General features: G+C 53.0%; 36 protein-coding genes and 1 pseudogene. 32 read left to right on the forward strand and 5 right to left on the reverse strand.

Going from position 1 to position 23,612, the window contains the following annotated elements; translation table 11 throughout:
• Nucleotides 1–45 precede the first annotated feature (45 nt).
• Complete coding sequence (locus ACLJRE_RS14275; protein WP_023212935.1) at nt 46–531, forward strand: pyridoxamine 5'-phosphate oxidase family protein; 486 nt, start codon at nt 46–48, stop codon at nt 529–531.
• 205 nt (nt 532–736) lie between these two features.
• On the opposite strand, the gene ACLJRE_RS14280 is transcribed toward ACLJRE_RS14275, so the two are convergent.
• Nucleotides 737–1,711, reverse strand: coding sequence for a tyrosine-type recombinase/integrase (locus ACLJRE_RS14280; RefSeq protein ID WP_058111971.1), 975 nt, complete (start codon nt 1,709–1,711; stop codon nt 737–739).
• Between the two features lie 5 nt (nt 1,712–1,716).
• On the reverse strand, nt 1,717–2,073 hold the full coding sequence (locus ACLJRE_RS14285) for a helix-turn-helix domain-containing protein (RefSeq protein ID WP_048590820.1): 357 nt from the start codon (nt 2,071–2,073) through the stop codon (nt 1,717–1,719).
• Between the two features lie 281 nt (nt 2,074–2,354).
• On the opposite strand from ACLJRE_RS14285, the gene ACLJRE_RS14290 reads away from it, so the two are divergent.
• On the forward strand, nt 2,355–2,669 hold the full coding sequence (locus tag ACLJRE_RS14290) for a hypothetical protein (RefSeq protein ID WP_023170317.1): 315 nt from the start codon (nt 2,355–2,357) through the stop codon (nt 2,667–2,669).
• 18 nt (nt 2,670–2,687) lie between these two features.
• Here ACLJRE_RS14290 and ACLJRE_RS14295 read toward each other — a convergent pair whose 3' ends face one another.
• A complete protein-coding gene (locus tag ACLJRE_RS14295; protein WP_410957426.1) occupies nt 2,688–2,834 on the reverse strand; it encodes a hypothetical protein in 147 nt (48 codons plus the stop codon).
• Nucleotides 2,835–2,891: 57 nt separating this feature from the next.
• On the opposite strand from ACLJRE_RS14295, the gene ACLJRE_RS14300 reads away from it, so the two are divergent.
• From ACLJRE_RS14300 to ACLJRE_RS14370, 15 genes are all read left to right on the forward strand, one after another.
• Nucleotides 2,892–3,107: a hypothetical protein gene (locus tag ACLJRE_RS14300; protein ID WP_024154183.1), complete on the forward strand. Its 216-nt coding sequence runs from the start codon at nt 2,892–2,894 to the stop codon at nt 3,105–3,107.
• Between the two features lie 12 nt (nt 3,108–3,119).
• Nucleotides 3,120–3,506, forward strand: coding sequence for a hypothetical protein (locus tag ACLJRE_RS14305; RefSeq protein WP_058111970.1), 387 nt, complete (start codon nt 3,120–3,122; stop codon nt 3,504–3,506).
• A 72-nt stretch (nt 3,507–3,578) separates the two neighbouring features.
• The gene (locus tag ACLJRE_RS14310) at nt 3,579–3,821 is read left to right on the forward strand and encodes a hypothetical protein (protein ID WP_024154181.1); all 243 of its coding nucleotides are present in this window, start codon (nt 3,579–3,581) and stop codon (nt 3,819–3,821) included.
• 5 nt (nt 3,822–3,826) lie between these two features.
• Nucleotides 3,827–4,030 (forward strand): LapA family protein, encoded by a 204-nt coding sequence (locus ACLJRE_RS14315; RefSeq protein WP_058647275.1) that lies wholly within the window; start codon nt 3,827–3,829, stop codon nt 4,028–4,030.
• Nucleotides 4,000–4,191, forward strand: coding sequence for a hypothetical protein (locus ACLJRE_RS14320; RefSeq protein WP_020844111.1), 192 nt, complete (start codon nt 4,000–4,002; stop codon nt 4,189–4,191). The genes ACLJRE_RS14315 and ACLJRE_RS14320 overlap by 31 nt, the downstream gene beginning before the upstream one ends.
• Before the next feature lie 75 nt (nt 4,192–4,266).
• Nucleotides 4,267–4,707: a hypothetical protein gene (locus ACLJRE_RS14325; RefSeq protein WP_058111969.1), complete on the forward strand. Its 441-nt coding sequence runs from the start codon at nt 4,267–4,269 to the stop codon at nt 4,705–4,707.
• Nucleotides 4,704–4,961, forward strand: a complete 258-nt coding sequence (locus ACLJRE_RS14330; RefSeq protein WP_023207951.1) for a hypothetical protein — start codon at nt 4,704–4,706, stop codon at nt 4,959–4,961. Before ACLJRE_RS14325 ends, ACLJRE_RS14330 begins: the two co-directional genes overlap by 4 nt.
• Nucleotides 4,949–5,479: a hypothetical protein gene (locus ACLJRE_RS14335; RefSeq protein ID WP_024154177.1), complete on the forward strand. Its 531-nt coding sequence runs from the start codon at nt 4,949–4,951 to the stop codon at nt 5,477–5,479. The genes ACLJRE_RS14330 and ACLJRE_RS14335 overlap by 13 nt, the downstream gene beginning before the upstream one ends.
• Nucleotides 5,476–5,754: a hypothetical protein gene (locus tag ACLJRE_RS14340; protein WP_023229644.1), complete on the forward strand. Its 279-nt coding sequence runs from the start codon at nt 5,476–5,478 to the stop codon at nt 5,752–5,754. Before ACLJRE_RS14335 ends, ACLJRE_RS14340 begins: the two co-directional genes overlap by 4 nt.
• A complete protein-coding gene (locus ACLJRE_RS14345; RefSeq protein ID WP_410957427.1) occupies nt 5,751–6,686 on the forward strand; it encodes a DNA adenine methylase in 936 nt (311 codons plus the stop codon). Before ACLJRE_RS14340 ends, ACLJRE_RS14345 begins: the two co-directional genes overlap by 4 nt.
• Entirely contained in the window at nt 6,680–7,183 is a 504-nt protein-coding gene (locus ACLJRE_RS14350; protein WP_410957428.1) for an AsnC family protein, read from the forward strand. Before ACLJRE_RS14345 ends, ACLJRE_RS14350 begins: the two co-directional genes overlap by 7 nt.
• Nucleotides 7,180–8,103: a DNA cytosine methyltransferase gene (locus tag ACLJRE_RS14355; protein ID WP_410957429.1), complete on the forward strand. Its 924-nt coding sequence runs from the start codon at nt 7,180–7,182 to the stop codon at nt 8,101–8,103. Before ACLJRE_RS14350 ends, ACLJRE_RS14355 begins: the two co-directional genes overlap by 4 nt.
• Nucleotides 8,100–10,604 (forward strand): replication endonuclease, encoded by a 2,505-nt coding sequence (locus tag ACLJRE_RS14360; protein WP_410957431.1) that lies wholly within the window; start codon nt 8,100–8,102, stop codon nt 10,602–10,604. Before ACLJRE_RS14355 ends, ACLJRE_RS14360 begins: the two co-directional genes overlap by 4 nt.
• Nucleotides 10,597–11,007, forward strand: coding sequence for a hypothetical protein (locus tag ACLJRE_RS14365; protein ID WP_058111857.1), 411 nt, complete (start codon nt 10,597–10,599; stop codon nt 11,005–11,007). Before ACLJRE_RS14360 ends, ACLJRE_RS14365 begins: the two co-directional genes overlap by 8 nt.
• 187 nt (nt 11,008–11,194) lie before the next feature.
• The gene (locus ACLJRE_RS14370) at nt 11,195–11,377 is read left to right on the forward strand and encodes a hypothetical protein (protein WP_133208844.1); all 183 of its coding nucleotides are present in this window, start codon (nt 11,195–11,197) and stop codon (nt 11,375–11,377) included.
• A 470-nt stretch (nt 11,378–11,847) separates the two neighbouring features.
• Here ACLJRE_RS14370 and ACLJRE_RS14375 read toward each other — a convergent pair whose 3' ends face one another.
• Together ACLJRE_RS14375 and ACLJRE_RS14380 are read right to left on the reverse strand one after the other, a co-directional pair.
• On the reverse strand, nt 11,848–12,897 hold the full coding sequence (locus ACLJRE_RS14375) for a phage portal protein (protein WP_045900642.1): 1,050 nt from the start codon (nt 12,895–12,897) through the stop codon (nt 11,848–11,850).
• On the reverse strand, nt 12,897–14,630 hold the full coding sequence (locus ACLJRE_RS14380; RefSeq protein WP_058112090.1) for a terminase large subunit domain-containing protein: 1,734 nt from the start codon (nt 14,628–14,630) through the stop codon (nt 12,897–12,899). Before ACLJRE_RS14380 ends, ACLJRE_RS14375 begins: the two co-directional genes overlap by 1 nt.
• Nucleotides 14,631–14,786: 156 nt before the next feature.
• Here ACLJRE_RS14380 and ACLJRE_RS14385 point away from each other — a divergent pair, with 156 nt between their 5' ends.
• The 15 genes and pseudogenes from ACLJRE_RS14385 to ACLJRE_RS14455 all read left to right on the forward strand — a co-directional run.
• A complete protein-coding gene (locus ACLJRE_RS14385) occupies nt 14,787–15,623 on the forward strand; it encodes a GPO family capsid scaffolding protein (protein WP_058112089.1) in 837 nt (278 codons plus the stop codon).
• Nucleotides 15,624–15,646: 23 nt separating this feature from the next.
• Nucleotides 15,647–16,732 (forward strand): phage major capsid protein, P2 family, encoded by a 1,086-nt coding sequence (locus tag ACLJRE_RS14390; RefSeq protein WP_058112088.1) that lies wholly within the window; start codon nt 15,647–15,649, stop codon nt 16,730–16,732.
• Nucleotides 16,733–16,778: 46 nt separating this feature from the next.
• Nucleotides 16,779–17,609, forward strand: a complete 831-nt coding sequence (gpM, locus tag ACLJRE_RS14395; protein ID WP_058112087.1) for a phage terminase small subunit — start codon at nt 16,779–16,781, stop codon at nt 17,607–17,609.
• A 101-nt stretch (nt 17,610–17,710) separates the two neighbouring features.
• Nucleotides 17,711–18,205 (forward strand): head completion/stabilization protein, encoded by a 495-nt coding sequence (locus ACLJRE_RS14400; RefSeq protein ID WP_001624329.1) that lies wholly within the window; start codon nt 17,711–17,713, stop codon nt 18,203–18,205.
• Nucleotides 18,205–18,405: a tail protein X gene (locus ACLJRE_RS14405; protein ID WP_000864914.1), complete on the forward strand. Its 201-nt coding sequence runs from the start codon at nt 18,205–18,207 to the stop codon at nt 18,403–18,405. The genes ACLJRE_RS14400 and ACLJRE_RS14405 overlap by 1 nt, the downstream gene beginning before the upstream one ends.
• 5 nt (nt 18,406–18,410) lie before the next feature.
• Nucleotides 18,411–18,773, forward strand: coding sequence for a phage holin, lambda family (locus ACLJRE_RS14410; RefSeq protein ID WP_223151187.1), 363 nt, complete (start codon nt 18,411–18,413; stop codon nt 18,771–18,773).
• Nucleotides 18,770–19,213, forward strand: coding sequence for a lysozyme (locus ACLJRE_RS14415; RefSeq protein ID WP_058112086.1), 444 nt, complete (start codon nt 18,770–18,772; stop codon nt 19,211–19,213). Before ACLJRE_RS14410 ends, ACLJRE_RS14415 begins: the two co-directional genes overlap by 4 nt.
• A gap of 6 nt (nt 19,214–19,219) precedes the next feature.
• A complete protein-coding gene (locus ACLJRE_RS14420; protein WP_410957432.1) occupies nt 19,220–19,711 on the forward strand; it encodes a lysis protein in 492 nt (163 codons plus the stop codon).
• Nucleotides 19,698–20,174: a phage tail protein gene (locus ACLJRE_RS14425; RefSeq protein ID WP_410957433.1), complete on the forward strand. Its 477-nt coding sequence runs from the start codon at nt 19,698–19,700 to the stop codon at nt 20,172–20,174. The genes ACLJRE_RS14420 and ACLJRE_RS14425 overlap by 14 nt, the downstream gene beginning before the upstream one ends.
• The gene (locus ACLJRE_RS14430; protein WP_410957435.1) at nt 20,171–20,806 is read left to right on the forward strand and encodes a phage virion morphogenesis protein; all 636 of its coding nucleotides are present in this window, start codon (nt 20,171–20,173) and stop codon (nt 20,804–20,806) included. The genes ACLJRE_RS14425 and ACLJRE_RS14430 overlap by 4 nt, the downstream gene beginning before the upstream one ends.
• Nucleotides 20,807–20,826: 20 nt before the next feature.
• Nucleotides 20,827–21,393 (forward strand): phage baseplate assembly protein V, encoded by a 567-nt coding sequence (locus tag ACLJRE_RS14435; RefSeq protein ID WP_410957445.1) that lies wholly within the window; start codon nt 20,827–20,829, stop codon nt 21,391–21,393.
• The gene (locus ACLJRE_RS14440) at nt 21,390–21,758 is read left to right on the forward strand and encodes a GPW/gp25 family protein (RefSeq protein ID WP_000127183.1); all 369 of its coding nucleotides are present in this window, start codon (nt 21,390–21,392) and stop codon (nt 21,756–21,758) included. Before ACLJRE_RS14435 ends, ACLJRE_RS14440 begins: the two co-directional genes overlap by 4 nt.
• Nucleotides 21,745–22,641, forward strand: a complete 897-nt coding sequence (locus ACLJRE_RS14445) for a baseplate J/gp47 family protein (RefSeq protein WP_045900654.1) — start codon at nt 21,745–21,747, stop codon at nt 22,639–22,641. Before ACLJRE_RS14440 ends, ACLJRE_RS14445 begins: the two co-directional genes overlap by 14 nt.
• On the forward strand, nt 22,634–23,161 hold the full coding sequence (locus ACLJRE_RS14450) for a phage tail protein I (RefSeq protein ID WP_058112081.1): 528 nt from the start codon (nt 22,634–22,636) through the stop codon (nt 23,159–23,161). Before ACLJRE_RS14445 ends, ACLJRE_RS14450 begins: the two co-directional genes overlap by 8 nt.
• A gap of 5 nt (nt 23,162–23,166) precedes the next feature.
• Nucleotides 23,167–23,610 (forward strand): annotated as a pseudogene (locus ACLJRE_RS14455) (phage tail protein); the annotation flags it as partial.
• Between the last annotated feature and the right edge of the window lie 2 nt (nt 23,611–23,612).

The raw sequence follows: 23,612 nt of genomic DNA on the forward strand, positions 1-23,612 counted from the left end.
TAACAGTAGTCCGGGCATTTTCATTCTTTGAATAAGATAATAGAAATGAGTAATCCAGAACGGGAAGTCACTGATATAGCAGAAATACTGGCTATTCTCAGTAAACACGAAGTGTGTCGGATAGGGTTTAACGACAATCTCTGCCCGTATGTTGTCCCCGTAAATTTTGGCTACGAGTATCAGAACGGACGCTGGATATTTTATTTTCACGGCGCACGCACCGGGAAAAAGATGCGTCTGTTACGTAAGAACCCGGCAGTATGCATTGAAATAGACGGCGACCATGCATTACTACGTGCCGATGACCCCTGTGATTATAGCTACGCCTACACCAGCGTTTTCGCCACCGGACTGGCATCGATATTGCAAACGCGCGAGGAGATGCGCTACGGCCTGGACGTCATTATGCGCCAGACCGATCCGGGAAAAACCTTCAGTTATCGGGAAGATATGATGAAAGCGGTTTGCGTGGTGCGTATCGAATGCGACGCCCTCACCTGCCGCCGACATCTGGCGACTCAGAGCGAATAAGTCAGATATCACAAGCGCCTTATCCGGCCTGGAGGCGGTTTACAGGCCTGATAAGCACAGCGCCGTTAATATAAAAAAGGAGCCGTAAGGCTCCTTTTTAAGTCTTTTAAAATCAATGCATTATAAATAAATCAATAATTTAATGTCCATCCTGACCGCATGTAACCGCACCTGACAAAAGCAGTTTGGGCACAAACTGGACACTCTAAAGGGCGGCAACAGGATTGAATTTTACGGCTTCGAAAAGGTAATCCGGGGCGAAGTGAGCATAGACCATCGTCTGTAAAATGTTTGCATGACCAAGTATGCGTTGCAGGGCAAGAATATTCCCGCCATTCATCATAAAGTGACTCGCAAACGTATGACGTAGTACATGAGTGGCTTGCCCGTCCGGTAGATTTGGCGCGATAGATTTAATCGTGTTTCTGACGGTTATGTAATCAACATCGGGAAACAGGTTATGATCCTTGCCCTTGCGGATACTGGCGATCAGTTCGGGAGAGACGGGAACCGTTCTGTTATTGCCGTTTTTGGTTTTGATATAAGTCACGCGGTCATCAAGTAACTGACTGCTGGTTAGTGAGGCCGCTTCATTCCATCGTGCGCCAGTGGCAAGACAAAGTTTTACCGCCAGCACATTATCGCCGTCCAGTTGCGCCAGTAGCTGCACGATCTGTTCTTTGGTCAGATATCCCATTTCTGACTTAGTGAGCTTAATACGCCTGACCCCCGTCAGTGGCGATCTTGTCGGATAGTGCCCGGATTCATGCAGGGAATTAAACATGCTGCTGAGGTGTGTTTGTTCCGTATTGATGGTTTTGGGCTTTATTCCGGCAGAAGTGCGTTGCGCGCGATATTCAGCAAAAAGCTTTGGGGTGATGTCGCTGGCCGCAGGATGACCGAGACGGCGATCCATTGCCAGAAGTTTACCGTAAATAGCCGTACCGTCACGCAGTAACTGCCCCTTGAGCTTCCACCACAGTTCAATCAGTTCGTGCAGATATCTGTCATCCTTTACAGGCTCTACCCACTCCTTGTTAGTGTATTTTGCAATAGCCCACCGCTCGAAGTCCTTCGCTTCGCCTTTGGTTATAAATTTTTTGCGTATGCGCTTTCCTTCACTTCCGCTAGGGCGAAGATCCACCAGGTAACGACCATCAGGTAGTTTACTGATCCCCATAGTCGTTACTCGCTGCTGCCGTCTTTCAGAATTTCATCCTTTTTCATGTTAGCCTGCGCGAACGCAGCGCTAACCGCCTGCATATTTAACTGTGCCGCCTTATCCATGGCGCGATAGTTTTCGAGAAGGGTACGTTCCTCCATCGAGATTTCAGTAAGCGGAAGTCGTTGACCCGTAAGGATGTACTGAACGTCAACCCCGATTTCCGACAACCTAACCAAGTACGCCGAGCCTGGTAGACTCTCACCTCTTTCATAAATAGCTTGCGCATTACGTGAGCACCCAGCTAACCCAGCAAAATCCGCTTGATTTAATTTGAGTTTCTTTCTTTCCTCACGAATTCGATCACCCATGGTTACCATAATATGTATAAATCCTTATTGACATGACAATAATATTGGTCAAAACTATAAAAACCGAGTAACAACGAGATCGAATATATCACTATGGAACAGATACGTGACACCAGATCCCGCGCGCCAAAGGCATCAAGCCCAAGAAAGATGGTTTTACTGCGTCTTGATGAAGAAGAGTTCGCAGTCCTAGAGGGGATGGCTAAGGAAGAAAGCCGCTCGCGCTCTAACATGGCGAGGCTGCTCTACTTACGCGGAATGAAAGAAATCAAAGATAGTAAGGGGGAGTCATGACAATCAGGACGCAATCACGCACCCCGAAATACGAAATGACAAGAAGCGACATTGCCAGATACAAAGAGCGGGAGCGTGAAATTCTGACCGTTGAAGGCGTGACGCGTGCCCTGATTGAGAAAGGCATTGAACCACAGATGACATTAAAAGCCTTCGCACAACGTTTTCGCAACGGCGATCTGAAAAGTGTTCAGACCGATGCCGATCGTGGGATTTTAATTACGACAAGCAAAGGTAAGAACTATAAGCGCTGCGTTGACATGGTCGCGTATTTTTCTGGCGGGTTCATGAACTTCTTTAAACAGAAATAAAAGCAGCTTAACCACGAGTCATGAAATCAACCCAGCAATTCTTGTATGCGTCGCATTCACGATCTTTTCTCTGGGATGGACTTTTGGGGCTGCAATTAACGCAAATCCAAATAAAACGACAACCATCAGTGCCGCAATTTTTGGAGTTGTCTTAATCGTATTCATGATAGCGCTGGCTTTAATCGTGTGAATGCCAGTTAACTTTTTTAACGAGGCCGATTAATGCACACGCTAACTAACTATATCATGAGTCCATTGCTGACGATGTTCATATTTTATTCCGGCGTGCTTGCAATATATGTCTGGAAAAAACACAGCAATAAGCGCGTGAAATTCGGCGACATACGCCGGGAATATGAAGCGGCCTTAGCAAAAGGGTTACACCCAATACTTTTAGCGGCGATCGCTTACTTACTGGTGTTTTGGTTACTCAAATAAACGAGGTCAAACATGAACACATTAATTAAAAACGTCCCCATCGCCAGAGCGGGAAAGATTATTGACGGTCGCGAAATCACGCAGTCAATGCTTGAGAGTTGCGTAAAGACGTTTAACGCTGATTATTATCAGCCAAATATAGGCGAGTTTATTGGCAATCCAATGGTGACTCGCGATATTAAAAATCAGGGGAAAATAGAACGTCTGACACTGAAAGACGACACGTTATTTGCTGATGTTGAAATGTATATGCCCATAGCCGATGTAAAAAAGTTGTGTCCGTTTCCGGCTATTGCGTACAACCCCAAATTTCGTGCATTAATGTACGTAATTCTTACTGAAATCCCTAATCGTAAAGACTGCATCGCCCTTAAAGATTGCGAAATGAGAGAGATATAAACACTACAGCAGAAACCACACCCCGATCGGGCGGGTTATCACGGCACTTTTTCACACTGTGAGGATGATGTTATGAGGAAACACACGGCAGAACAGGTAAACGAGTTCTTACAGGGGTATCACTTCGATAATGAAGTTAACCCCAGAGCCAGGAAAACACACTTTGAAGTTATGAAGTGCGGAATATTTAGTGTCCGCAATACCTTGTTTTACTCAAAAGATACAGATGCAAGCAAAGACCTTAAAGAACTTAACTGGATGACAAAACAATTAACTGACGGCGTCGTCCCCGACCCCGCCAGAATTACGGAGTGATAACAATGAATATCAGTTATTCATTCACCATTCCAGAATCAATAGCCGTTATATCACTGGCCGCATTAATTATGTTTATGGCCGTGTGGATATTGATGTTTTTTGACACATGGAGACAAAGAAGAAAGTATTCACAGCTTAAAAAACAAATGAATTTAACCGAAAAGAGGGAAACAAAATGGACGCCACCGCAAGGCAAAGAATTGTAGCAGCCGGAATCATCACAAAAGCAGCAGAGACACTGCAAATTGCCAATATGAGGCTTGCAAATCATGAATATCTGGTTGTCTCCGCAGAATTAATGGAAACAGCAAGGAGTTTAAAAACAGTAGCCCGACAATTAAGGGAATTACACGACCTGACTGAATAACTGATTAATTGACCTGGTTCATTTAAACACCGCTCACGCGGCGGGATTCGTACAACCCAAATAAAGGAAATAATAATGATTAACTCAAATAAACCCCTTTCCCAAAAAGCATTAGCCGGGGCGGCATTTTTGCGTATGCACGCCAAAGCAATGGCTGGCGACGATGATTTTTTTGTCGCGATAATGTCTGAGCCTCACACCATCGCCGCTAACGCCATCGAACAGCTCGTTAAAGAAAACGCCGAACTCCGCGCCCAGCTCAGCGCCGTTCAGAAAGCGGCTAACCCCGCTGTTGCCGTTGACCTGGCAAGCGGCCCGGATACCACAGCCTATTACACGCCTTTCGTAATAGGTACTCGCGTATGCCTGAAAGCGAACCCTGACCAACGCGGAACAGTAGTCGGTAGCTCTATCAGTTCATACACCGAGCATCGGTATTACGTCCGCTTCGACTCCGAATTTGAGGATAACCGCTGGGTAAAGGCCAGGAACCTAGAATTAGCCCCCAACAAATGAAGCTAATCATCCCCGATCGCTACCGCCAGAACAGGAAGAAGCCACGGGGAAAGCCGGAACGGGCAGCAAGAGTGGCATACAACCGCCTGCTGAATGATGACTGGTCACATGTGCGTCGGCTGGAACGAGTACCGCCAGCCCGCGTAATCAACGTCATGTACCGCTATCGGCTGTTAAGTCTGGACGAAGGCCAGACATGGGAACTGCTTAACCATAACGAATACGTGAAGAGGATTAGACGATGCTACAGATGAAATTCAAACCCCGCTTTGTTGAGGCATTCGCCAGCGGCCAGAAGACAACCACGCTCCGCATGATGGACTTTCGCTGCTTCCCGTCTGACCATGATACAGACAAGTTTTTCCATCAGGAAAGGCTGTCAGAAGATATTACCATCCCTGATTACAGCGCTGGCGCAACCCTGATTTTTGATAAAGGAACGGTATTTACCCGCGTATCTGACCTTGACGGCCTGTTAAAAAGACAGCCCTGCCAGCCCCTGAGCAATATCGAACTGGTCACGGAAACCGAAGACGGCGAATGGGTTCCGTTCGCCATCGCCTTCATCGCGGACATTTCCGTCATAAAGGGCGACCAGATAACCGACCAACACGCCATCACAGACGGCTTTAACCCGGCAAATCATCCTCGTGCCGAACTCTTCGTATTCATGCGGGACGTTTACCCCAACAAAGACCCGCTAAACGAAATGTACTGGCTGTACACCTTCACCAACATTCAGATGTTGCCGCAGTGGGGAGGTGCAGTATGAACATGAAACTCACCAGATGGGTGGTATTCGAACTTGTGCCTGGCGGGGACATATTGCATATCCACGAAGACCTTATCGACTGGAACAGATCGCTACTGGATGACATCTACACGCCGCATGAAGAGCGTTATGTGTTCCTGATTAATGGCGTGCAGTACCGCGCCTGTAATATCGCTATTGAAGGGAGGATCGAACCAGCACCAGAAACCACACCACACACTGAACTCTCGCCACGCGAGGAATACGAGCAATACGGTCAGTGGGGTGGCGTATGAAAGCCTGGAAAAGTTCGCCGTTAATCTGGGCGGGCAGTAAATACCGCACCCTGAACAGACTTCTTAATAACGAGCGCCTGCCCCGTTCTGGCGGTTGTCTGGTTGAGCCGTTCGTCGGTAGCGGCACCGTATTTTTAAACACCGATTACCAGCGCTATGTGTTGTGTGACGCCAACGAAGCGCTGATCAACTTTTTCACCACCCTGACATCATGCACGGAAGAGCTGATTAACAAGGCCAGACCGTTATTCAGCGCGACCAACAGCGAGGCATATTACCAACTCAAGGGAAAATTCAACGAAACCGCATTAAAGCGGGATCGCAGCTATGAAGACTGCCTGAATCTGGCGGCGCTGTTCCTGTACCTGAACCGCCACAGTTTCAACGGCGTCTGGCGCACCAACAAAAAAGGAGAATTCAACGTACCGTTCGGGCGCAAGAAATATCGTTTCCCCGAAGAAGAAATGTGTCAGTTTGCCGAAAAAGCCCGCAGAACACGCGCGGAGTTTTTATGCGTGGATTTCCGCCACACACTCCGGGCGCAACACCTGCTCATGTCAAATGACACGGTAATTTACTGCGACCCGCCTTATCTGCCCGAAAGTAAAACCGCGGATTTCCGCAGCTACACCGCAGCCGGTTTTACGCCTGATGACCATCGGGATCTTGTCTCGTATCTGCTCGACGCCAGTCAGGATTACGGCGCAAAAGTCGTGATTTCCAACAGCGACACCAAAGAGACCCGCGCAATTTATGCGCCATTCAAACTGCATCGCCTGAATGTTCACCGTTCTGTCAGTGCCAACGGACAGCGACGCGGGAAAGCCGCTGAAGTGATCGGCGTACTGGATGGCCGGGAGAGGTATGTAAGCGCACCACGCCGGGCGGGAAAGACATTCTCCGCCGCACACCAGGAGGCCACGTCATGCTGAAGTATTACGAAGACTGGACACTGGAAGAAGAAGAGTCACTGATAAGCCTGTATCCGGATCATACTTTTCGCGAGATAGCCACACAACTGGGACGTACTAAAGCCGCCGTCCAGTTCAGGGCGATCCGTCTTCGGCGTGAAGGACGCCTGGGTCATAAACGTCACCAGTTCACACCGGAACAGGACATGTTTATTCGGACTCACCGCCACAGCATGACGCTGTCAGAGGTGGCGTCTCATCTGGGAAGAAAGAGCCGCACGGATATAGCAAACCGCGCTAAAAGACTGGGTGTTACTTACTGTAAATACGGTGACTTAAACCCTTTAACAAAGTATTCCGACAGCGACGTTGGACTCATTCGCGCTTTACGTGATGACGGCATGACATTTTCGAAAATAGCCGAGAAATTTGAAATGCCTGAGTCAACAGCAAGATCGATCTATCACAAACGATTTACCGCCGCTGACGCCATCGCAAGGGAGTACCTGCCGCGATGACCGCCACCGCCTACTACAACGAAATAGATCCTTTTGCCGCCGCCTGGCTGCGAAACCTTATCGACGCTGGTTGCATTGCTCCCGGCGTAGTTGACACGCGCTCAGTTGAGGAAGTTACCGCCAATGACCTTAAAGGATTCACGCAGTGCCATTTTTTCGCCGGGATCGGCGTCTGGTCTTACGCCCTGCGATGCGCCGGATGGCCTGACAGTCGCCCCGTCTGGACAGGTTCCTGCCCCTGTCAGCCATTCAGCCAGTCAGGGAAACGCTGGGGATTCAATGACCCCCGCCATCTGTGGCCCACATGGCGCCAGCTCATTAAGAAGTGCGCACCTTACGTTATCTTTGGTGAACAAGTTGCAAGCAAGGACGGCCTCACATGGTTCGACGCTGTACAATTTGACCTGGAAAAGGCGGAATACGCCGTCGCAGTTGTCGATCTTTGCGCTGCGGGCTTCGGTGCGCCGCACATCCGACAGCGCCTTTTCTGGGTGGCCGACGCCGCTTACAAGCAACACCAAGAATGCCTACCAGGACGCGAAGAAAGTCATTGCCCGCAATCTGGCCGGTCGCCAGCAGAACTTACAGGATATTGCCTGCCTGACGGGCTGGCCCACACCAACAACGACAGCAGCAAAAGGCGGCTACCAGGGCGGGAGGATTCGCCACGGGAAGTTATCAACGGATCGGCTGGATGTGGCAGCACAGATAGCGGGACCTGTCCGGTTAACGGCTACTGGCGGGATGCTGACTGGCTGTTCTGCCGGGATGGAAAGTGGAGGCCAGTTAAACCCGGACTTAAGCCGCTGGTTAATGGGACTCCCGGACGCGTGGGCCAGTTGCGCGCCTACGGAAACGCCATCGTTGTGCCGGTCGCGGAAGCGTTCATAAGAGCATACATGGAGGCGGTCACGCTATGACCCCTTCTCGCGGACGCTGCACACCAACACCCCCACCGCAGTTTTCCGGCAAAGCCCCGGACACGACGGCTTACCCGTATCCGTGGAACAGCCCGGACTACGACGCCGCAGCAGCAAATGAACTTACCCCGGAACCAGTCACCACCAGTGACGACCAGGGCGACCCATCATTGTGTTTTGAATATCTGACGCCAGACGGCGAGCGCCGCACGCTCACGTATGAAGAACTTCAGGAGTTGTGCAATACCCCCCTGGAAAATCGCGGCCTTATTGAGCAGGAAAAAGCCGCCGAAAAAGAACGTGAGAAGCGCGAAAAATACCTGCGCCGCCGCCTGCAATCACTGCCGGGGATCATTCGCCGCCGTTTTGCCCTGAAACTGGCCGCACTCGACGGGGAAAACCCGGAAAGTGCGGTTAAGTGGCTGTTTAGCACCTTTGAACGCCACATATTGCGCCGTGTTGAGATGGTCAACGTGCAGTATTACCCGTGTGACACACTCCCCGCTCTGTTGTTACCCATGCGTGACGACTTCCATTTACTGCCGTGGGCCGACAAAAAGAAACTCAGACGCATGGCGTATACGCTTTCCAGACTCATGAAAACGGAGTTTGAAAGCCAGTTTGACTATCAGTACAGCCAGACCGAAGACCTGGAGTTTTCCATACTGGACGCCTACGGCTATATCGCCAGCAAGGCCCGCACCATCAATATTGCGATCCCCGGATGGGATAAGTACAGCAAGGAAGAACTCGACGCCGAAGAGGCGTTGCGGGCCGCTGGTCGCCTTCAGGCGGAAAAATGGTGGATGGGTAAGCTGAAGCGTATTCACGACCGCTGGCGCGAACACCTGATGATTGCAGCGGGCTATGTCAGTAAGCAGGCCTCTCCGAAATGTTCGGAGCCCTGCCTGAAAGAATGGCTGGCACAGCAAAAGGCTAACATGGCCTGGCTGCACAAAATGGAGCTGGAAGACAAAGACACCGGCGAGCGCTCGCCGCTGATCGATAAAGTACTGGCGAGCACGTCTAACCCCAGAATCGCCCGCATGGAACTGACCACCCGCGCGGCAGGTTTTCAGGATATCGCTGACGAAATGGGGCTTATCGGGATGTTTTTCACCCTGACGGCCCCGTCTTCGTACCATTCCACCCGCATCAAAGACGGGAAGCGCAACGACAAATACAACGGGGCCAGCCCCAGAAAAACGCAGAAATACCTTTGTAGGGTCTGGTCACGCGTCCGCGCCGCCTGGCAACGCCGGGGCATTCGCACGTTCGGATTTCGTACCGTGGAACCCCACCATGATGGCACGCCACACTGGCATATGGTGTTGTGGTTTAAGCCTGAAAATCTGGAAAAAGCAACAGCAGTGTTTCGCGAATATGCCCTGGAGGAAGACGGTGACGAACCGGGAGCAGAAGACTACCGTTTTGAAGCGGTTCAGGAAGATAAAAGCCGGGGTCGCGCCGTAGGCTACATCGTCAAATACATCTCGAAAAATATCGATGGCCACGGCCTTGATGGCGAAGTGGACAAAGAGACCGGTAAACCACTCAAGGAAGAAGCCAGACGCGTTAAAGCATGGGCCTCCCGCTGGAATATTCGCCAGTTTCAGCAAATCGGCGGCGCGCCCGTCACTATCTGGCGTGAGCTGCGCCGTCTGGGCGATCGTGAACTGGTGTTATCACCGGAGGTCGAAGCCGTTCGCGCCGTGGCGGATGCGTCAGACTGGCAGCACTACACCATGTATCAGGGTGGCCCGTTCGTTGCCCGCGACGATCTCACCGTTCGCCTGTACTACAGCCACACCGAAAACGGCAATGATTACGGCGACACGGTATCAAAAATAGAGGGGGTTTACAGCCCGTTTTCGGACGCAGAAGACCTCATCTACACCCGCACCGCAAGCTACAACATCGTGCCGAAACTGAATCCGGCACCGGGCGGGGTTTTGCCTTTAACAGGCCGCGAAGCGGCCCCTTGGAGTTCTGTCAATAACTGTACGCAGCCCCCGAAATCCGGCGAAAAAAGCGACAGTAAGCCGACAGAACTTCCGCGAAATATTGACGATTTACGGCGATATTCCCGCCAGCAAAAGCAGGAAATCATCGACCGCCTGAAACGTGAACCCCGGTTAAGTGCAGATGAAGCCTTCACCATCACTATTCAGCACATGAAAGCGACCGTTAACGACATTTCCGCTACCCAGTGGGGGCCGGAAGTGAAAGCTGCATACCGCGAATTTATTAATCTGACGCCGGAAGAACAGGCGGAACACTGGCGGAAAAAACTACACGAAGAGGCGCTGCAACGTGCGGCCAGCTACGCCAGCGCCGATGCCATCTACCAGCAGAAGAAAGCCGAAGCCATTCGTGATTCGGAACAACGTACTGACAGCAGGAAACAGGAACGCCGGATATCTGAAACATCCGGCGCCCAACGCACCCTGCACAACCTGTTATCCCGCTGGCAGAAAACCACAAGGGGGAAAAATGCATAGTTTTATACTCGACCTGACGCCGGAGCGCTGGGAAAAACTGAAATCCAGTCCCGCAAATTTCCCGATAACCGAAGCCGATCTCCCGTCTCAGCCAGAGCCAGGAGACACACTTATTATCAGGCATCTGCTACCCAACAAAAGAGGAATTATCGATCTTGGGGATTGCGTCATTGCCTGGGCGGAACCTGTAGCCGGTAATCCCCATCACTACCGGCTGAAAGTGACCTTCAACATGACGTCGGAACAGGTAAAACAGCGCTACGGTTGCCGTTGCACAAAATTGTCGTCGATATTGTGCCGGCACAAAGAGCAGGAAGCAGAAAAAGAGCGGGCTAAGTGGGAAAGAAAGCGCCAGGTACTGGCCCATAAGGCAGAAACAGCCGCACGGTATCTGAAAAAATAAGAGAGCCAGTACCGCTCGCCGCAAGCCATGATTAGCGAACCGCGCCGCGGTGAGTCTGTCAGGGCGAGGAAGCGGAATTACTGATGACTTGCAGATATCCACTTACGCACTATCGCTGGCCGGGGTAGAGTGATAAAAAAAGTAAAATCCTACATTTACGAGAAAAGTAAATAGCTCAGGGGGATCAATGCTAAATGATGATGAAGAAGAGCAGCTTATGCAGGAATGGTCGCTCGGTGATTATGATAACGGTGAAAATGGATGCCCGCATTGTGGCCGTCATCGTTTATGTATCTGCCAGAATGGAAAGCACAGATGTGAAAAGTGCAATTGGTCACCAGAACTTAATGACTACGTGCCGATCGAGTAGTACAGGTAAGTCACACCACGTGTCTTTTAGTTGATTTTATAAATGCACAGTAGTGCACAATTTTGCACAATTTTTTTGACCGATTTTTTGCCCTTTCCGGCCTGTACTGGCGCGGTCTGAGGCCGGATCGGTACGTGCACAAAAATTGAAGCGTTTGCCGCGCGCAGGTGACGGGGGAACAGCCCACGCAACAGGGGCTGGAAGGCAACCCCGGCGAGAATGTGGCTAAATCGTCGCGTGAGCGCCTTTGTGTGCGACGAACTGGCACGCGCTGGCGTGATTCGATTGCTCAGACGTGCGCCCGTCTGCATGGCGCTGAGGCGTTATTTTTAAAGGGAGATTCAGGGAAGGCGTGACCACTAACGTGCTGATATCCGCCAGGGTAATAAGCAGAAAACAGACATGGATAGAGAAAAAATTTGATGGTATATAACGCGACAGGTCATGTTCAGTTTGACCTGTCGGAGATATCAGGTGTTGTTCTGTTCCAGTAGTGCGTAAGGGTTAAACCGTACCACCTCTTCGCCAAGCCAGTCATTGATATATTTGAGGGCTTCCATTGCCGGATTAAGTTCATTGATGGCGAAGACGCGCGCTGCTTTCTCAATGTCGCCAAACGATCCCTTCTCGCCCGGCATGGCACCCAGCAATTGCGGCGGTACGCGGTGAGACGCCAGTACATCATCACGTGAAGACGCTTTGATATTCATAAACTCATCTTTGGCGGTGATTTGCTGGAATGGCAGGATCTGCACCCCGTCTTTACCTCCGCCAGTGGTCTGGATCAGCAGGTTTTTAAATGCGCCGCCGCCCCGCGATTCCGTTAACGTTTTTTTCAGCGCTTCCATGCTTTCGCGGTCAACGGCGGATGATCCGATATGAATAATGCAGCCCGCGTGTGAGCCATTGTCATAGTAATATTTGCGAAACTGATCCGCAGAACGTGAGAGACTGGCCGACAGCAGCGCCCCGATATATTCAGGCATTCCATAGATCTCCTGATTGATATCAGGATTAATGATGTGGCACACCTCCCCGCGCCGGAAGGCATAATCATCCCTGCCGGGTTCGGTGTACCAGTAAGTCTCAAAATCAGTGCCGCGACGGGTATATTTTGCCAGCGCGTGGCGTAGCTCCAGCGTGCCGCCGAGACGGTTACGACGCCGTTCAACGTAGGCATTACCAAACACAAACCAGTCCAGCGCCAGCGCTGAAAACGCCTGACGACTCAGCAGGCGATGCGGAATAAAACAGCCATTGAGCGCATTGCGTTTGAAGTACAGCGCAGACTGATGCCATGAGGTCTGCCGCGATGCGCGCGCCAGCCCGCCGAAATCAACCGGCGTTTCGTACCATCGCCCGTTATCGGCACAATACATGTTATCCAGCAGGTCAAAACCACTGACGCTGTAAGGGCCGTCAAATGTAAACGCACTCAGCGCAGGATCGCTTTTAAGCGCCTGTTCAAAACCCACCCCATCGCCCCTGTTGTAGCTTTTCTTCCGGTTTTTTCTGCTCATCAGAACTCCATAACAAGACTCTTGACCGCGCCGTCTTCATCGCCAAGCGGTTCGTTGATGATGGCGAGCATATTCGCCCACGCCAGATCGCCGTGACTGACACCGCGCGAACGGTCCGTGTCGTAGGTGATAAATCCGGCCTGCGTTTTGATTCTTCGTACCGCATTGAATGCCGTCACAAGCGCCTTATCGCCGCAGTCATATTCCCATCGCCCGGCACGTATGACCTGAAGCATTTTCATGACCAGCGCGCGCTTTGATGCCAGAGTGAAATTGTAGGGAACCGCAGCGGGGAAAAACTTCTTCACAATCTGATACACGGCATCGCCATTACCGCCGGTCACATCAATGCCAATATGCTGAACGTTATATTTCAGGGTAATATCCTCAATCACCCGCGCCTGCTCTTCGAACTCCAGCCCCCGCACCTGTCTTGTCTCAATGGTGCGAAACCTGCCACCGGGTACGGCGGGCGGCACCACCACGCACAGCGCGCCGCTGTCGCCGTTGCCGGTACTGCCGTTGGCGTCATAACCCACCCAGACAGGACGATTTCCCACTGGCCGTGGCGCAAACGGCTTCCAGTCCGGCCAGTCGTCGTAGCCGTCAACGCCACAGCCTATCAGCGAGTTCAGGCTGAAGGCGGACTCACCGTCGCGGACAAACTCGCACATATACAGATTGCGGAACTCGTCTTCGCTGTTTTCATCCTGAATCTCTTCCAGGTCTGTATATTCCCAGCCGTGATCGATAACGTCCTGTAGGGTGACAATCTGCCGCCAGGTTTTGTCCGGGTACAGTACGCCGCTGTTAAGCGCCTTCCATGACACGTCAAACTCCTGGCGTTTCGATTTCTGGCGCTTTTCATTCCACCGGTCTCCCGTCCAGAACGGATAGGCTTCATGTGTCTCGCCTGATGGGGTGGAAAAATAGGTACGGGTAAGCCCCTTCAGTGTTGCCATTGCCCCGGCAACCTTGCGGAGATTGATAAAATTGCTGACCCAGAAAAATTCATCGAATTTCAGGTTGCCCGTGTAGGATTGCGCCGTCGCCGCTGACGTCCCCAGAAAATGCAGTTGAGCCCCGTTGGACAGAATGATTTTGTCGCCGCCTTTCAGCTCAACATCCACTTCCAGCGCCACCTCCTGAATAGCCGTCTTAAACTGGAACGCCTGGCGCCGGGACGCCGACAAAAAGATTTGGTTACGCTGATACGGGTATTTCACATCATCCCGCAGCGCATCAAGCAATGCCTCGCGTGCAAAATACCAGGTTGCGCCAATCTGGCGGGACTTCAGGATCATACGGTTGCGGTGATGCCGCTGCTCATACCAGCCGCGTTGATGCCAGGCCAGCGAACCCATGATTTTTTCCCGCAGCGCGATAATCTGCTCTTCGGTGAAGTGATTTTTCAGTTTACGTTTGCGTGGCTTTTTTGTGCCGTTAGCGTCAGTGGGCTGGCCGTCACTCAGCTTTTTCAGTTGCCGCGTGAGCAGGTCAATCTCTTTAAAATCTCCCCCGGTTTTATCGGGCTTTCCTGTAAGCTGAACAAGGCGGGCATCAATAGACTGCGTGACGCGCGCAACAGGCGGCGTTTCGTCCCATTCATCGCGTTTTTTCCATGAGTAGATCGTGTTCTGGCTTATCCCCATCAGCCGCGCGATTTCCGCTGGCGGGTATCCCTGCCAGTAAAGTTGTTTAGCCCGCAGCCGTACAAAAGCATCCTGAATCATCGTGTCTCCCCTTCATGCCGGGAAGATTACCCCGCGCGCGATCCCTCTCTCACACCCTTTCAGTTCTGCCCGTCCGGCGACAACAAAACCGCGTTGAGGAAGGTGCCTGCGCCTTGTCATCATGGCTGCATCACAAACACAGACAGGATTAGCAGCATGGGTAGCGCAAACAAACCAGCCCGCAAAAAATTCCGTGTCGCCGTTTCCGGTTCAACCATTGACGGACGCGAAATCAGTGGCGAGCACCTGAAGGCAGCAGCGAAAAATTACGATCCCACGGTGTATGGTGCGCGGGTTAACGTGGAACACATCACTTCCCCTTTTCCCAACAGCGACCTTTGCGCTATGGGTGATGTGACAGCACTGAGTGCGGAAGATATCACCGAAGGCCCATTGTCTGGCCGTACCGCGCTCTATGCGGAAATTGAGCCGACAGACCGCATGAAGAAGCTCACGGACGAAGGCAAAAAAATCTACTCCAGCATTGAACTTCACCCGCAATTTTCACTGAACGGCAACCCCTACATTGTGGGACTGGCAATGACAGACACGCCTGCAAGTCTGGGTACTGAACGTCTGAAATTCGCGGCACAGCAACGCGAACAGGTGATGAAGTTCAATAACCAGCACACCGAAGCGCCAATGTTCACTGAAGCGATGGAAGCCGAAATTATCGGGCTGGCAGAGCAACGCAGCGAAGAAGGCAAACAATGGTTCAGCCGTGTCATGGAGTTGATTGGCAAGGGACGTAAATCAGACAGCGAGCAGTTCAGCCAGGTACGGGAAGCGGTGGAAGGTGTGGCGCAGTCACACGCTGACCTTCTCGATCGCTTTAACGATATGTCGCGCCAGCACGACAGCGACCACAAAACCATCGAAAAACTGACCGCCGAACTGACCACGCTACGCGACCAACTGGCAAGCCAGGACGGCGATGCAAAAGACCGTTTCCGCGCAACGGGCGGTAACGCCGCAGAAATGCCCGACTTCTGATTTTAAAGCGAGAGAATAAAGCGATGAATTACGCACTTTCAGCCAGTACCCGCAGCCAGCTTGACCTCTACATGGCGCATCAGGCAAGCCTTAATGGTCTTCCGGTAACGGGACTGGCAAAAAACTTTGCCGTTGATCCGGCTGTTCAGCAGCGTCTCGAAAACGCTGTGAAAAACAGCACAGAACTGACACAAAAAATCAATATTATCGGTGTTACCGATCAGGAAGGTGAAAAAGTCCTTATTGACACCACCGGCCCGATTGCCCGCACCAACAGCAGCAGCGACGGCACCAAACGCCGTAACCCCATCACACCTTACGATTTAGCCGCCCGCCGCTATCGTTGTGAGCAGGTGAACTACGACACCTACATCAGCTACGCACAGCTTGACGCCTGGAACGCCCATCCCGATTTCGCCACCCGTATCAGTAAGCAGATTGCGCTTCAGATCGCGCTTGACCGCATCATGATCGGCTTTAACGGTACGAATCATGCGCTCGTTTCCGATTTTGCCGCCAATCCGCGCCTTCAGGACGTTAACACCGGCTGGATTGAGCATATTCGTAAACAGGCAACAGCGCGCGTGATGAAGGGTGTGACGCTTGCGACCCGCGATATGGGTAACAAGGTTATCGCTAAGGGGGACTATGCCAACCCGGATGCACTGGTTCAGGATGCGCGCTCCTCGTTGCTGGATGAATGGTACAAAGACGCCCCCGATCTGGTTGTACTGTTATCACGCAACCTCTTTAACTCGCTGCGTCTGCCGTTCATTAACGCCATGAGCACGACCAACCCCAATACCGAACTGATGGCCGGTCAGTTGATTGTGGCGTCTCACCTGATTGGCGGTCTGCCGACCTACTTCGCGCCGTTCTTTCCGGATAACGCGATGCTGATCACCTCCTTCAGTAACCTTTCAATTTACTTCCAGAAAGGGAGCCTGCGCCGCCTGATGCGCGAGGAGCCGGAATATAACCGCATCGCGACCTATCAGTCGATGAACGACGCCTACGTGGTGGAAGACTACGGCAAGTGCGCCCTGATCGAAGACCTGAAATTCGCGCCGGAGCCGGAATCCGCCACTAATGCAGGTGCAGCCGCATAACGTATGACGCGGGCGCAATGCGCCCGCCATAACGGAGGGTAAAAAGATGCTGACACCGGCACAGAAACATTTTCAACAGGTCATGGCGCGCCGTGCAGGGCTTGAGACCGGGGAAGAAACGCTGGTTGAACGTACCGCGCACGAACAGATCCTTCACCGCCTCCGCCTGGCGCAGTCGCGGCTGAAAGGTATCCAGTCAAAAGCGGCAAAAGCTGTCGCCAAAAAAGAACTGTTACCTGAATTTGAGGGCTGGATCGAGGGGACGCTGGACAGCGACAACGGACGCCCGGATGAGGTGATTACCACCCTGATGGTGTGGGCCGTGGACTGTGGCGATCTCCCGCTGGCATTACGCATCGGCGAATACGTGGTACGCCACAACCTCAGCCTGCCGGACAATTTCGGGCGTGACGCGGCGACGGTGCTCACGGAAGAAATCTGTAACCCGTTATTAACACTGGCGGGAACCGACCCGGACGCCGATTTATCCGCTTATATCGCACCGCTGGACACCCTTCAGGGCATTGTGAACGACTGCGATATGCCGGACGAGGTACGCGCCAAGCTTTGTAAGGCAAGAGCATTCTCACGCCGGGCGATAACCGACCCGCAAACGCAGGCGTTATCACTGAAGCTGTTGCGTGAAGCCATGCATCTTAACCCCAACGCCGGAGTTAAGCGCGAAATCGCCACCCTGACGCGCGCCCTGAAAAAGTCGCCATCTGAGCCCGGCGACGAAGCGGCGACGACAGACCAGAACGCCGCGCAGGAAGACGCCAGGGATAACGCGCCGACAAAAGCGCCGGTACGTAAAACCGCCACCCGAAAACCCGCGGCCGGGAAGACTAAAACGACCCGCAGGACGGCAAAGAAATAATTAACGACTTCGACCCCCGTCGACAGGCGGCGTGCCGGTGATCTGAATGTACATCATTCTTTTTACCGGTTGCCCACCGCCTGGTTTTTAAGGAGTTCCGTATGGGTATGGTGGCAAAACCACAGGTCAACAGCGCAGAAAAGGACGTTACCGACGTTGACGACGGCGCTGAAAAGGTGACAGCCGGGACATTCTGGCCGGAGATCCTGTTACGCGATCTCCGCCTTGCCAGCCGCATACCGGGCAGAACGACCACATCACGCCTGAAGTTCGTCACCACAGAAGCGGTAGCGCACGTCACTGACCAGCTTGACGACTGGCGGGGCATTCAGGAATCAGCCGGTTACAGCACGCTGGCTGACGTTCCGGCCAGAATGCTCAACGGCGAGAGCGTGAAGGTGTATCGCTACCGCCGCGCGGTTTACTCAGCCGCCCGCGCCCTGCTTCTTGAGAACGCCCGCGACGTGGACACCACCGAAAAAGGCGACCGCAAAGCCGACGCGCTGGAAGTACAGACCGATGATTTGTGGCGCGATGTGCGCTGGGCTATTGCTGATATTCGCGGTACTCAGCGCCTGTTTGTGGAGCTGGTCTGATGAAAGTCAAAGCGCTTCAGGGCGATACCGTGGACTTGCTTTGTTTTCGCCATTACGGCACCACACAGGGCGTCACAGAACAGGTATTAGCCGCCAATCCGGGACTGAGTAACAGCGTATTTCTGGAAGCCGGGCAGGAGGTGGAACTGCCTGAGCAGCAGAAGAAAAAACAACGGGAAATGATCCAGCTATGGAGCTGATCATCATGAATACGGGACAGGAAAAGAACATGAACGGCGATCCGCACACCTGGCAGGACTGGATTATGCACCTGAAAGCCTGGTTGCATGGCGATATCCCGCTGGACAGCCTGTTAATGACCGCCGCCGTCGCGGCGCTCAGGGTGTTTTATACGGGGAAAAGCTGGCGGCGTCTGCTTCTGGAAGTGCCGTTGTGTTGCCTGCTCGCAGTGGCCGCATTTTCCATCATCAAGCCCGTACCTGCCGCCTGGCTGTCAGAAGACTGGCGCGTGGGTATTGGTGCGGCTATCGGGCTTATCGGCGTTGAGCATATCAGGGCGCTCGGCGTTTTCATGACAAAGAAATTTGCAGGGAAAAATGACGAATGAAGATTTCAGACAGCGGACTGGCCGCACTTAAACGCGAAGAAGGCTGCAAACTAACCGCCTACACCGACTCGCGCGGCGTATGGACTATCGGCACAGGTCACACAGGCAGAGTTGACGGCGTTGCGGTTGGCAAGAACATGACCATCACCCAGGACACCGCCGACAGACTGCTACGCGACGATCTGTCATGGGTGGAGCGCTGTATTGCTGAACGGGTAACGGTTCCCCTGAACCAGAACCAGTATGACGCGTTATGCAGCCTGATTTTCAATATCGGCGCAAACGCCTTTACTGGTTCCAGTGTTCGCCGCTACCTGAACGCCGGTAACTACACCGCCGCCGCTGACGCTTTCCTGAAATGGAGCCGTGCAGGCAGTAACCCGACCATTCTGGCCCCGCGTCGTGGACGTGAGCGGGCGATGTTTCTTGGTCAGGGGTAAGATCGCATGAACCGCGTAACGACTGGCGTAATAATCTCGTTGCTGATAGTAGCCGCAGCGCTGGCATGGACTACCAGTCGCTATCACGATAACGCCGTGAAGTACAAAAGCCAGCGCGATACCGCCACTCATAGCCTGAATCTGGCAAACGAGACTATCCGTGATATGACGCTGCGCCAGCGTCAGAACGCCGCCCTTGACGCGAAGTACACACAGGAATTAGCCGATGCAAAAGCCGAATCCGAAAAGTTACGCGCTGATCTTGCTTCTGGCCGTCGCCGGTTGCAGCTCCACGCCGTCTGTATGCCCGCCGCCGCGCATGATACCACCGCCACCGGCACAACTGATGCAGCCACCGCCAGACTTACTCCGGACGCTGAACGGAATTATCAGCGTCTCAGAACCGAATCCATAGCCGTTACAGCACAGGTGAACGGCCTGCAACAGTACATCACCGAACAATGCACTAAACGGAAGGCTGATCATGGAAAAAATTAACTCGCTTCGTGATGCCGTGACACGCCATAACCGCTGGAGCCGGGCTAATCCTGACAAAATTACGGTTTTTGTGGACAGCGGCCATATTTGCTTTTCAGGTGATACGCCGTCATTTGCCTACGATTACACCGTGATTCTGTTTGTGATGGACTTCACTGGCGATATTAACGATTTCACCATTCCGGTCATGCGCTGGCTGTGGTTCAACCAGCGGGATTTGCTGATGAACCCGGAAAAAAATAAAGCGTTTAAATTCTCAATCGCCATTAATGACGACGACAGCGCCGACATTCTTTTTGAGTTCCCCCTCTTTGAGCGCGTGAACGTCTCACGCAATGAAAACGGGGATCTGTCATGGGAATACCTGCCGGAGCCACGTATGCCGGATTTTTCGACCGGGGGCGACTGGAGCAGCGTTTTTATTGACGAATCCTTCACAGCGGACGCGGGAGGTAGCCAGTGAGCAAACTGACCCACGAACTGGACACCATATTCAGCGATATCCTTTCCGGCCTGTCTTCTGCCGAAATAGCGAGAACTGCAAGGACGGTAGGCCAAGAAGTGCGCCGCAGCCAGCAGCGCCGCATACGCAGCCAGAAGAACCCTGATGGTTCGGCGTGGCCGCAGCGTAAGCGCCGTATAACCCGTTCGCAACAGGGCATTAAATTTATCTGGAATGGCGAAGTCAGGGAGCTGAAAAACTGGCACGGCGGACGGGGAAAGTACGGGCACACGATTACCGGATACGATACCGACCGCAACGACATTCGCACTTTCTACCGCAGCGACATTGAGCGTTATCTTGCGATTAACACCCGATCGTTACGCCGTGACAGCACCAAAAAAGCGCCCATGTTTGAGCGCCTTCGGACGTTGCGTTACCTGAAAATGTACCCCGACCAGCAGGGCGTCAGTATCGGTTACAGCGGCGTGGCGGCACGTATTGCCCGCGTACACCAGTACGGACTACGGGATCAGGTGGGGCCGGGCGCCATAGCGAAGTACCCACAGCGTGAATTGCTGGGGATCTCCGCAGCGGACGAGCGCCTGATTTCTAACGCCGTGATTAACAGTCTGGGGAGCGCCGGGAAATGAACGCCGGGATGACTGAACTAATGCGCCTGACAGGGAATATCATTCGCACCGGCGTTGTTTTTGCGACTGATGCCAGCACTGGGTGCGTGCGCGTACAAAGCGGCGAACTGAAAACAGACTGGCTACGCTGGAACGTGACCCGCGCGGGCGCATTCAAAATCTGGATGCCGCCCGCCATCGGCGAGCAGGTGTTAATCGCCTGCATCGGCGGCAACCCGGAAACAGCGATGGTTATCGGCAGCCTGTACAGCAACGATAACCCGGCGCCGGGCAGCAGCCTGAAAGAGATGGTTATCACCGCCCCGGACGGGGCCGTTATTCGCTATGACGCCGACGCTGGCGCACTATCCGCTACGGGCATGAAGACCGCAAGCCTTGAGGCGTCAGTCAGTGTGACGCTAAAAACCCCCGTTGTGGAATGTACGCATCACCTGAAAGCCGCCACGTTTGAAATCACTCAGGGCGGGAAAATGACCGGGAGCGTTGAACACAGCGGCGGCAGCTTCACTTCAAACGGCGTACAGGTTGACAACCACGGTCACGGCGGAGTTAAGCCGGGCGATAGCTGGACAAAGGAGACAAGATGACCGCACGTTACACAGGCATGAATCCGAACGGCACCGGAACACTGAACGATACCGATCAGCTATGGAACTCGGTTAACGACATTCTGTTAACGCCGCTCGCCAGCCGCGTCATGCGCCGCGATTACGGCAGTCTGATCCCGGATTTGATTGACTCGCCGCAAAACCAGACAACTCGCCTTCAGTGCATGAGCGCGGCGGTCATTGCGCTTACCCGATGGGAGCCAAGAATTGCGCTAAACACCATTGATATTCGCTGGCTGAAAGACGGACGCGCCGAAGCGGAACTGTCAGGCACCATCACCGAAACCATGCAGCCGGTACAGCGCGTTCTCACGTTACGGGGTAGCGATAATGCCAACCGTTGACCTGTCACAGCTTCCGCAACCGGCCATTATTGAGGCGCTGGATTTTGAAGTGATTCTGGCGGAGATAAAGCAGTTCATGATAAGCAAGTTCCCGGAAGAAGTCCGCACCGCCGTTGCCGCTGCGCTGGAACTGGAATCTGAACCGCTGAACATCATCGCGCAGGCCTTCGCATGGCGCGAGTTGCTGTTGAGGCAGCGCATAAACGATGGCGCCGCGGCCTGTATGCTCAGTCATTCAGTCGCAACCGATCTGGATAATATCGCCGGGAATATGGACACAGAGCGATTAGTGATTACTCCCGCAACGGATACCACCAACGCCGTGATGGAAAGCGACACGGCGCTGCGTATGCGCGCACAGGCGGCTTTTGATGGTTTGAGCGTTGCAGGGCCGTCAGGCGCTTATGAATACTTTGCCAGAAGCGCCAGCGGCAAAGTAGCAGACGCCAAAGCGACCAGCCCGTCTCCAGCCGTTGTCGTGCTTTCTGTTTTGTCAACAGAGGGCGACGGCACCGCCACGCCTGAATTACTGGCGACCGTAACAGATGCACTTTCCGCCGAAGACCGCCGCCCCATAGGCGACAGGCTGACGGTACAAAGCGCGGAGATAGTCAATTACAACATCAACGCAAAACTCTTTTTTTATCCTGGCCCTGAATCGGAGCCCATACAGAACGCCGCGCATGACGCACTACAGACATGGATAGCACTTCAGGGAAAAATAGGCCGTGATGTTGCACGCTCGGCCATTATGGCGGCGCTGCATGTTCAGGGGGTTCAGCGCGTCGAACTGACGGAACCTGCAACGGATATCGTTATCAACGACACCCAGGCAGCAAGGTGCGTAACCGTCACTATTGAGAAAGGTGGGACAGATGAATAATAACCTTCTTCCACCGTCTGCCAGTGGCTTTATGCGAAGCACTGAACAGGCCTCGACGCGGCTTGATGCTATCCCCGTCGACCTCAGAAAGCTGTGGAACTCTGACGAATGCCCGGTCGCTCTTCTGCCCTATCTGGCGTGGGCGCTGTCCGTGGACAGATGGGACAAAAACTGGCCGGAAGAGACGAAGCGAAAGACGATAAAAGCCTCATGGGAGATTCACCAGAAAAAGGGCACCATACGCGCGCTTCGTAATGTTGTTGAACCCTTTGGCTATTTAATCAGGGTTGTCGAATGGTGGCAGGAAAACGGCACACCCGGCACCTTTCGTCTGGAAATTGGCGCATCAGAAGACGGTATAGACGCCGATACCTACTACGAAATGGAACGCCTGATAGCCGACGCCAGACCAGTAAGTCGCCACCTGGTGGGACTGAATATCATACTTGAAGCCCCCGGCGAAATGTTTACGGGCGGCGTCTCTTACACTGGCGACATCATCACCAGTTATGCGGAGTAGAACACATGCCTGCATTCCCGAAATTTAAAACAATAATTACCGACTACGGCAAACAAAGGCTGATTGCCGCCATGTCACCAGGCGGAACAAAACTCACGTTGACTCAGATGGCCGTAGGTGATGGCGGCGGCAACCCCACCAACCCGGATACAACCAGCACCGCACTGGTTAACGAAGTCTGGCGTGCCGCTGTTAACTCAGTTACCGTGGATAAAACACACTCCAACATCATCATCGTGGAACTGTTGATCCCGGCAGAAGTGGGCGGATTCTGGATACGCGAAGCGGGGATCTACGACGAGTTTAATAAGCTGGTTGCCGTCTGTAGCCTGCCTGCCAGTGAAAAGCCATTACTGGAACAGGGATCAGGGCGCGCACAAACGGTACGTATGACGCTGGTTATCAGCGATATGTCGACCATTAATATCACTATCGACTCAACGACGATAAT

This window comes from Salmonella sp. SAL04157, assembly GCF_046551635.1.
Classification (GTDB): Bacteria; Pseudomonadota; Gammaproteobacteria; order Enterobacterales; family Enterobacteriaceae; genus Salmonella; species Salmonella enterica.

Excerpts from the sequence above, each read along its gene's own strand:
- ACLJRE_RS14330 (WP_023207951.1), top strand. The coding sequence starts at position 4,704 with ATGAAGCTAATCATCCCCGATCGCTACCGCCAGAACAGGAAGAAGCCA.
- ACLJRE_RS14305 (WP_058111970.1), top strand. The coding sequence starts at position 3,120 with ATGAACACATTAATTAAAAACGTCCCCATCGCCAGAGCGGGAAAGATT.
- ACLJRE_RS14275 (WP_023212935.1), top strand. The coding sequence starts at position 46 with ATGAGTAATCCAGAACGGGAAGTCACTGATATAGCAGAAATACTGGCT.
- ACLJRE_RS14440 (WP_000127183.1), top strand. The coding sequence starts at position 21,390 with ATGACCGCACGTTACACAGGCATGAATCCGAACGGCACCGGAACACTG.
- ACLJRE_RS14445 (WP_045900654.1), top strand. The coding sequence starts at position 21,745 with ATGCCAACCGTTGACCTGTCACAGCTTCCGCAACCGGCCATTATTGAG.
- ACLJRE_RS14360 (WP_410957431.1), top strand. The coding sequence starts at position 8,100 with ATGACCCCTTCTCGCGGACGCTGCACACCAACACCCCCACCGCAGTTT.
- ACLJRE_RS14280 (WP_058111971.1), bottom strand. The coding sequence starts at position 1,711 with ATGGGGATCAGTAAACTACCTGATGGTCGTTACCTGGTGGATCTTCGC.
- ACLJRE_RS14315 (WP_058647275.1), top strand. The coding sequence starts at position 3,827 with ATGAATATCAGTTATTCATTCACCATTCCAGAATCAATAGCCGTTATA.
- ACLJRE_RS14365 (WP_058111857.1), top strand. The coding sequence starts at position 10,597 with ATGCATAGTTTTATACTCGACCTGACGCCGGAGCGCTGGGAAAAACTG.
- gpM (WP_058112087.1), top strand. The coding sequence starts at position 16,779 with ATGCTGACACCGGCACAGAAACATTTTCAACAGGTCATGGCGCGCCGT.
- ACLJRE_RS14415 (WP_058112086.1), top strand. The coding sequence starts at position 18,770 with ATGAAGATTTCAGACAGCGGACTGGCCGCACTTAAACGCGAAGAAGGC.
- ACLJRE_RS14335 (WP_024154177.1), top strand. The coding sequence starts at position 4,949 with ATGCTACAGATGAAATTCAAACCCCGCTTTGTTGAGGCATTCGCCAGC.
- ACLJRE_RS14420 (WP_410957432.1), top strand. The coding sequence starts at position 19,220 with ATGAACCGCGTAACGACTGGCGTAATAATCTCGTTGCTGATAGTAGCC.
- ACLJRE_RS14410 (WP_223151187.1), top strand. The coding sequence starts at position 18,411 with ATGAATACGGGACAGGAAAAGAACATGAACGGCGATCCGCACACCTGG.
- ACLJRE_RS14355 (WP_410957429.1), top strand. The coding sequence starts at position 7,180 with ATGACCGCCACCGCCTACTACAACGAAATAGATCCTTTTGCCGCCGCC.
- ACLJRE_RS14290 (WP_023170317.1), top strand. The coding sequence starts at position 2,355 with ATGACAATCAGGACGCAATCACGCACCCCGAAATACGAAATGACAAGA.
- ACLJRE_RS14425 (WP_410957433.1), top strand. The coding sequence starts at position 19,698 with ATGGAAAAAATTAACTCGCTTCGTGATGCCGTGACACGCCATAACCGC.
- ACLJRE_RS14300 (WP_024154183.1), top strand. The coding sequence starts at position 2,892 with ATGCACACGCTAACTAACTATATCATGAGTCCATTGCTGACGATGTTC.
- ACLJRE_RS14320 (WP_020844111.1), top strand. The coding sequence starts at position 4,000 with ATGGACGCCACCGCAAGGCAAAGAATTGTAGCAGCCGGAATCATCACA.
- ACLJRE_RS14400 (WP_001624329.1), top strand. The coding sequence starts at position 17,711 with ATGGGTATGGTGGCAAAACCACAGGTCAACAGCGCAGAAAAGGACGTT.
- ACLJRE_RS14345 (WP_410957427.1), top strand. The coding sequence starts at position 5,751 with ATGAAAGCCTGGAAAAGTTCGCCGTTAATCTGGGCGGGCAGTAAATAC.
- ACLJRE_RS14380 (WP_058112090.1), bottom strand. The coding sequence starts at position 14,630 with ATGATTCAGGATGCTTTTGTACGGCTGCGGGCTAAACAACTTTACTGG.
- ACLJRE_RS14385 (WP_058112089.1), top strand. The coding sequence starts at position 14,787 with ATGGGTAGCGCAAACAAACCAGCCCGCAAAAAATTCCGTGTCGCCGTT.
- ACLJRE_RS14405 (WP_000864914.1), top strand. The coding sequence starts at position 18,205 with ATGAAAGTCAAAGCGCTTCAGGGCGATACCGTGGACTTGCTTTGTTTT.
- ACLJRE_RS14285 (WP_048590820.1), bottom strand. The coding sequence starts at position 2,073 with ATGGTAACCATGGGTGATCGAATTCGTGAGGAAAGAAAGAAACTCAAA.
- ACLJRE_RS14350 (WP_410957428.1), top strand. The coding sequence starts at position 6,680 with ATGCTGAAGTATTACGAAGACTGGACACTGGAAGAAGAAGAGTCACTG.
- ACLJRE_RS14370 (WP_133208844.1), top strand. The coding sequence starts at position 11,195 with ATGCTAAATGATGATGAAGAAGAGCAGCTTATGCAGGAATGGTCGCTC.
- ACLJRE_RS14340 (WP_023229644.1), top strand. The coding sequence starts at position 5,476 with ATGAACATGAAACTCACCAGATGGGTGGTATTCGAACTTGTGCCTGGC.
- ACLJRE_RS14295 (WP_410957426.1), bottom strand. The coding sequence starts at position 2,834 with ATGAATACGATTAAGACAACTCCAAAAATTGCGGCACTGATGGTTGTC.
- ACLJRE_RS14390 (WP_058112088.1), top strand. The coding sequence starts at position 15,647 with ATGAATTACGCACTTTCAGCCAGTACCCGCAGCCAGCTTGACCTCTAC.
- ACLJRE_RS14435 (WP_410957445.1), top strand. The coding sequence starts at position 20,827 with ATGCGCCTGACAGGGAATATCATTCGCACCGGCGTTGTTTTTGCGACT.
- ACLJRE_RS14375 (WP_045900642.1), bottom strand. The coding sequence starts at position 12,897 with ATGAGCAGAAAAAACCGGAAGAAAAGCTACAACAGGGGCGATGGGGTG.
- ACLJRE_RS14325 (WP_058111969.1), top strand. The coding sequence starts at position 4,267 with ATGATTAACTCAAATAAACCCCTTTCCCAAAAAGCATTAGCCGGGGCG.
- ACLJRE_RS14310 (WP_024154181.1), top strand. The coding sequence starts at position 3,579 with ATGAGGAAACACACGGCAGAACAGGTAAACGAGTTCTTACAGGGGTAT.
- ACLJRE_RS14450 (WP_058112081.1), top strand. The coding sequence starts at position 22,634 with ATGAATAATAACCTTCTTCCACCGTCTGCCAGTGGCTTTATGCGAAGC.